Origin of the sequence: Bacillus sp. JJ1521 (genome assembly GCF_036965165.1) — a bacterium.
Classification (GTDB): domain Bacteria; phylum Bacillota; class Bacilli; order Bacillales; family Bacillaceae_L; genus Ferdinandcohnia.
This window is the reverse complement of record NZ_JBALOX010000209.1, coordinates 1-5602: the sequence shown is the minus strand read 5'-3', so window position 1 is coordinate 5602 and position 5602 is coordinate 1. Positions and strand designations below refer to the sequence as shown.

Genomic DNA, 5602 nt, shown 5'->3' with positions numbered 1-5602 from the left:
GGTAAAGGAAAAAGGAAAGGTAAAGGAAAAAGGAAAGAAAAAGAAACGGAAACGATCTCACTTTCTGATGTAATTTCCAATGATGACGATGAGCAAACTGAAGAAGAAAAATCAAAAGCAGCGGATTCCGGGAAATCAGTGCCAAAGCTTTACATTTAAAAGACTTTGTATTATCCGTCATACTCAGATATAATAAATACGAGATTACGAGAGTACCAGTCGGTATAAGCTATCCGATTTATTAGCTGAGGAGGAGACGTGCATGGAAGTAATCAAAATTGCACCGCGCGGTTATTGCTACGGTGTAGTGGATGCGATGGTAATTGCGAAAAATGCCGCTTTAGATAAAACATTACCTAGACCAATTTATATATTAGGAATGATTGTACACAATAAACACGTAACAGATGCATTTGAAGAAGAAGGAATTATTACACTTGATGGACCGAATCGTTTAGATATTCTAAATCAAGTTAAAGAAGGCACTGTCATTTTCACAGCGCATGGTGTATCACCTGAGGTGAAACAATTAGCGAAGGAAAGAGGTCTTGTTACACTTGATGCGACTTGCCCTGATGTAACAAGAACACACGATTTAATCAAGGAAAAATCAGCAGAAGGCTACCATATAATCTATATTGGTAAAAAAGGCCATCCAGAGCCAGAAGGTGCCATTGGTGAAGCACCCGGTTTCGTTCATCTTGTTCAAACCGTTGAAGATGTTGAAAACCTTGAGCTAAATAGTGAAAAACTCGTTGTAACTAACCAAACAACGATGAGCCAATGGGATGTTCTTGATGTTATGGAAAAGGTGAAGGAAAAATTCCCGCATACTGAAGTCCATAATGAAATTTGTCTAGCAACACAGGTTCGTCAAGAAGCAGTTGCTCAACAAGCTGGAGTGGCAGACTTAACAATCGTGGTTGGAGACCCAATGAGTAATAACTCAAACCGTCTTGCACAGGTTTCTGAGGAAATTGCAGGAACCACAGCATATCGTGTCGCAGATGTAACCGACATCCAGCTTGATTGGCTTGAAGGTGTAGAGAAGGTAGCTGTAACAGCAGGTGCTTCCACTCCAACACCGATTACGAAAGAAGTGATTAACTTCTTAGAACAATTTGATCATAAAAATGAGGAAACATGGGAACGTGTACGAAAAGTTCCTCTTCATAAAGTATTACCAAAGGTAAAAACTAAACAATAAACAAAAGGTACTCCAGCAAACGGAGTACCTTTTTTTATAGAAATTTGAATGGATCAGTATTTAGTTCTGAGGTGATAACTGAAACCTCGAATTTCTTTTCTTTAAAACGCTCAGTTAAAACGTTTGCTACCCCTTTTTTCATGACCTTTTCAACATTATGACCAGGATCCACAATATTAAGCCCCATCATCATCGCATCTTGAGCAACATGATAATACATATCTCCGGTTACATACACATCTGCCCCCGCTCTTTTCGCATGTGTAATATATTTATTCCCATCGCCACCAAGTACAGCAACCTTTTTTACTTTATCTGAAAGTGAACCAACAACACGTAAACCATCCACCTCTAATTTATCCTTTACATGCTGTGCAAAATGCTCAAGCGTCATCTCGTGTTCAAGATAGCCAACTCTCCCAAGTCCAAGTTCATTCCCTTCGATATCAAGCGGATAAATATCATAGGCGACCTCTTCATATGGATGTGCCTTAAGCATAGCTGTAATAACCATTTTCTGAAGACTGCTTGGAAATACTGTTTCGATTTTGATTTCATCCACTTCTTCTAATTTGCCAATTTCTCCGATATGAGGGTTTGTCCCTTCGTGTGGCAAAAAGGTTCCAGTACCCTGTGTATTAAACGTACAGTGACTGTAATTCCCTATAAAACCAGCACCAACTGCTCCCAATGCGATCCGGACATCCTCTGCGGATTCCTTTGGAACATACACAGCTAGTTTTTTTAGTCTTTCCTCGTAGGTTGGAGCGAGCAACTCAATATTTGATAACTCCAATGCATTCGCTAATAAATCATTGACCCCACCAACTGCTACATCCAGATTTGTATGTGCTGCATAGACCGCAATCTTATGTAAAATACATTTCTCAATGATTCTTCCCGCAGGTGTATCAGTTTGAACGGCTTTTAATGGACGGAAAATCGGAGGATGATGAGCGATAATCAAATCGACATCATTTGATATAGCTTCATCGACAACCTCCTCTAAGACATCAAGTACGACCATAACCTTCTTTACCGGCTTATTTAAAGTTCCAATTTGAAGACCAATTTTTTCCCGGTCACCTTCAACCGCTAGATATTTAGGCGAAAATTGCTCAAACACCTGGATGACTTCAAATCCGTTTGGTATTTTGCTCATTTTAATGCCTCCTTAACAATCTCAATCTTTTTCTTAAGTTCTTCCTTTCGCAAACGGTTGTCGTGGGTTTCCCCTGCCACCTTAAGCTGTTCTAGGATTCTTACCCAGTGTTTTAGTTCATGTGTCCATTTTTTTATAAAGATTGGACTTTTTTCTTCCAATAAAAATGGTCCAAGCAATAATTCTGGATCTTTATTTTTATATGGTTTTTGTGGATTTCCTTTTTCGGCGACTAAGACTTCATAAACTTTTTTGTCTTCTTCTAAAATTTCTTCAGCGATTAACTCCCAATCGTTTTCGATCAGCCATTCTCTAATTGTCGAAGCTCCGATATTTGGTTGGAGAATAAGTCGTTCCACACCTAATAATTTGCTTTTTCCATTGTCAAGGATAGAACGAATCAGTGAGCCACCCATTCCAGCAATCGTGATGCAAGTTACTTCATTTGGTTGAATGACCTCTAGACCATCTCCTTTTCTTGCTTCTAATGCCCGGTCAAGTTGATTTTTGGTGATTTGTTTTTTTGCTGATTGTAGGGGGCCTTCTGCCACTTCTCCAGCGATACCTTTTGATATCAGTCCGTTTAAAAATGCATAGCATGGTAAGTAGGCATGGTCAGATCCAATGTCTGCTAAAATAGACCCTTTTGGTATGTATGATGCGACTGTTTCAAGCCGCTTTGATAGCTTTTCCTCATTCATAATAACACCACATTTTTTAGGGATGTTTAAAAAGTGCGGTGAATATGACACATCGAATTTCTTCGTTGGCTTGCTTCTCCGGTCCTCACGTATTAACTGCATACGCTCCGGTCCTCAAAGCTGCACCGCCTCGAAATTCTTGGTCCTCTTCATCCACCTTTTTAAACCCCATTTTATTTAAATTAGTTTTAATTATACAAGAGTTACAAGGAAACTTCCATCTTAGGTGAATGTGGACAGAAAAAAACCCCTTACATCTTATGCAAAGGGTTTTTATCTATTATTTATTTTTGGTCAACTAACCAATTTGCTATTTCTTGTATTTGTGCAGGATCTTTAACTAAACCGCCAGGCATTGCACCTTTACCATTTGTGATTACATCTTGAATCTCTTCAACGGATAAATCAATACCTTTTAAAGCAGGCGCAGTACCTTGACCAGCTAAATCCTGTCCATGGCACGCAGCACATGTACTTTTGACAATCTCTTCTGGGGAAGCAGCAGCTGTTTCTGGAGCCTCTTCTCCTTTGTTTGCCATTTCGTCCATGTTACCTAGTCCAACAAAACCTAATAGGAACATAAGTCCAATACCGAATACTGCAATTAAAGCAAATGGTATTAATGGATTCTTTTTCATTTTCTGACCTCCCTTACCTATGTACATCATAAAACGTAAATCAAATGCGCCTTGGCGTATTTGCGCCCGATTTTTTCGAGCGTGCTCGAAAAATTTCCTTTAAAAAATCGTGGCATCCGCCGGAGGCTTTAACTTTATTCAGCCAGGATTTGAAACCTAACTGAATTGGTTATGTAACGCTGATTTTATCCCACCGCATATTGAAGTGGCAACTTTGCTGAATAAAGTTATTACTATTCTATACAAACACACTCTATTTTACTTGAAAAATGATAGAAGTGAAAGACCTAATTGTACAAGAACCCAATTAACATAATATTGTAAAATTATATTACACAAAAATGTCACAAATTTGTCAAAAAGGCAAACGAAAAACTCCTAACCAAAGGATAGGAGTTCATAGTTAGATTAACATCCAATTGCTCTAGCAATCACCATCCGTTGTATTTCAGATGTTCCTTCTCCTATTTCTAATAGCTTTGCATCCCTCATAAATCGTTCAACATGATATTCTTTCATGTAGCCATACCCACCGTGAATCTGAACAGCCTGGTTTGTAACCTCCATGCAAATTTCAGACGCATATAATTTAGCCATAGAAGCTTCTTTCGAAAAATTACGGTTTTGGTCCTTCAACCATGCAGCTTTATACACCATATTTCGAGCCAACTCAATTTTCATCGCCATATCTGCTAATTTAAATTGAATGGCTTGAAAGCTAGAAATTGATCTCCCAAATTGCTTTCGCTCTTTAGCATACGATAACGCCTTCTCATATGCTGCTTGTGCAATTCCAACCGCCATAGCTCCTATTCCGATTCTGCCACCATCTAGCGTGATTAGAAACTGTCTGAAGCCTTCTCCTTGTTGGCCAAGTAAGTTTTCCTCAGGGACTCGAACACCCTCTAAAACCAATTCTGTCGTATTTGAAGCATTAAGTCCCATTTTTTCATAATTATCGATTACCTTAAATCCATCGGAATCAGTTGGAACAATGATCGCACTGATTTCCTTTTTCCCTCCATTTCGACCTGTTATCGCGGTAAGAGCAAGATGCTGCGCGAAGCTAGCATTGGTTATAAAGCATTTATTTCCATTGATAATAAACTCATTATTCTTAAGTACGGCCTCAGTTTGCGTCCCACCTGCATCTGAACCGGCATTTGGTTCGGTCAGTCCGAATGCACCTAGTGACTCTCCTGTACAGATGGGTGTTAAGTATTTTTGCTTTTGTTCCTTGGTTCCAAATAAATGAAGGGGTGCACCACCAAGCGAAATATGTGCAGAGTATGTAATTCCAGTGGACCCACAGGCTCGGCTAAGTTCTTCGACCACGATTGCAAAGCTGATTGTATCTGCACCTACACCACCATACTCCTCGGGAAATGGTAGGCCCATCATGCCTAATTCACCAAGCTTTTGAAAAACTTCAATTGGGAAACGTTTGTCTTTATCTCGTTGTTCAGCGCCTGGAGCAACTTCTGCTTCTGAAAACTCCCTTATGGTTTTTTGAATCATTTTTTGCTCAGTCGTTAAATCGAAATTCATAATACCCCTCCCGTTGTATACGTTTTCATTATCTATTATAATGGGTATAGATGAATTTTCATACAATTTAAATATTTAATAATATTGTTACCGAAGTGATACTTCCAAGAATACCAGTGATTAAAAAATATTTTTTCTTTGAAAAAATGCCGACTATAACCCAACTGACACAGTTCAATAAAATGATTCCGGACAAATATGATCCATGTCCTTTAAACAGGAGATCACTTCCGTTGACTGTTAAAAGCAGGATAAAAAGGGCAAGAAGGATGGAACCAATATGTACGAAAAACGTATTTTTTCTATTCAAAAGTAAGCCTAAAGTACAGATAATTATAAAAATAAG

The 5602-nt window shown here is 38.7% G+C and carries 7 protein-coding genes; 2 read left to right on the top strand and 5 right to left on the bottom strand.

The genetic code is table 11. From position 1 onward, the window contains the following. On the top strand, positions 1 to 159 hold a 159-nt coding region (locus tag V7147_RS25305; RefSeq protein WP_438824635.1), incomplete at its 5' end, for a hypothetical protein. A gap of 103 nt (positions 160 to 262) precedes the next feature. After that, positions 263 to 1207, top strand: a complete 945-nt coding sequence (locus V7147_RS22235) for a 4-hydroxy-3-methylbut-2-enyl diphosphate reductase (RefSeq protein ID WP_335369989.1) — start codon at positions 263 to 265, stop codon at positions 1205 to 1207. A gap of 34 nt (positions 1208 to 1241) precedes the next feature. Here the strand turns inward: V7147_RS22235 and V7147_RS22230 are convergent, their stop codons facing one another. The 5 genes from V7147_RS22230 to V7147_RS22210 all read right to left on the bottom strand — a co-directional run. After that, the gene (locus V7147_RS22230; RefSeq protein ID WP_335369988.1) at positions 1242 to 2369 is read right to left on the bottom strand and encodes a Nif3-like dinuclear metal center hexameric protein; all 1128 of its coding nucleotides are present in this window, start codon (positions 2367 to 2369) and stop codon (positions 1242 to 1244) included. Beyond that, positions 2366 to 3070 carry a tRNA (adenine(22)-N(1))-methyltransferase gene (locus V7147_RS22225; protein ID WP_335369996.1) on the bottom strand — a complete coding sequence of 235 codons (705 nt, stop codon included), beginning with the start codon at positions 3068 to 3070 and terminating at the stop codon, positions 2366 to 2368. The genes V7147_RS22230 and V7147_RS22225 overlap by 4 nt, the downstream gene beginning before the upstream one ends. A gap of 284 nt (positions 3071 to 3354) precedes the next feature. Continuing rightward, positions 3355 to 3708, bottom strand: a complete 354-nt coding sequence (gene cccA, locus V7147_RS22220; RefSeq protein ID WP_335369987.1) for a cytochrome c550 — start codon at positions 3706 to 3708, stop codon at positions 3355 to 3357. A gap of 408 nt (positions 3709 to 4116) precedes the next feature. Beyond that, a complete protein-coding gene (locus tag V7147_RS22215) occupies positions 4117 to 5256 on the bottom strand; it encodes an acyl-CoA dehydrogenase family protein (RefSeq protein WP_335369986.1) in 1140 nt (379 codons plus the stop codon). Positions 5257 to 5323: 67 nt separating this feature from the next. After that, positions 5324 to 5602, bottom strand: a 279-nt coding sequence (locus V7147_RS22210; protein WP_335369985.1) for a hypothetical protein, incomplete at its 5' end; no start/stop codon positions are given.

Excerpts from the sequence above, each read along its gene's own strand:
- V7147_RS22235 (WP_335369989.1), top strand. The coding sequence starts at position 263 with ATGGAAGTAATCAAAATTGCACCGCGCGGTTATTGCTACGGTGTAGTG.
- V7147_RS22230 (WP_335369988.1), bottom strand. The coding sequence starts at position 2,369 with ATGAGCAAAATACCAAACGGATTTGAAGTCATCCAGGTGTTTGAGCAA.
- V7147_RS22225 (WP_335369996.1), bottom strand. The coding sequence starts at position 3,070 with ATGAATGAGGAAAAGCTATCAAAGCGGCTTGAAACAGTCGCATCATAC.
- cccA (WP_335369987.1), bottom strand. The coding sequence starts at position 3,708 with ATGAAAAAGAATCCATTAATACCATTTGCTTTAATTGCAGTATTCGGT.
- V7147_RS22215 (WP_335369986.1), bottom strand. The coding sequence starts at position 5,256 with ATGAATTTCGATTTAACGACTGAGCAAAAAATGATTCAAAAAACCATA.